At 38.3% G+C, this 324-nt stretch carries 1 protein-coding gene; it reads right to left on the bottom strand.

From position 1 onward, the window contains the following. Positions 1 to 324 (bottom strand): hypothetical protein (locus C1E99_RS04305; RefSeq protein ID WP_153060161.1); only part of this gene is annotated, 324 nt, incomplete at both ends.

The following is a 324-nucleotide window of genomic DNA, read 5'->3' as shown; positions in this document are numbered from 1 at the left end:
AAGGGCAGTATGTACCTTTTTAACCTCTTTTTCAGGACGCACTAGAGCCTTTTCAAAGGCAAGGGATTTAGTATAGATAACAGACTTTCCACTTGGATCTAGACTTTCATCTTCCAAACTAGCAAGAAGCGAATACTTATCATCACTATCAAAAAGATTGCGGTTCACAGCACTATTCAAATACCCATAGCGTTTGACAAAGCTATCATAGGTACGATTGAGTTTGCCTAACAAATGGTTAAAGGTCTCCTTATCATAGTCATAATAGCGTTGAATGGCAATAACTTCTTGGTAGGCATTGCGAATATCGACCATTCCCTTAAT

Source organism: Streptococcus suis, assembly GCF_002964045.1.
GTDB classification, from domain to species: Bacteria; Bacillota; Bacilli; order Lactobacillales; family Streptococcaceae; genus Streptococcus; species Streptococcus suis_U.
The sequence above is the reverse complement of the archived record's forward strand: the minus strand, read 5'-3'. Positions and strand labels throughout refer to the sequence as shown.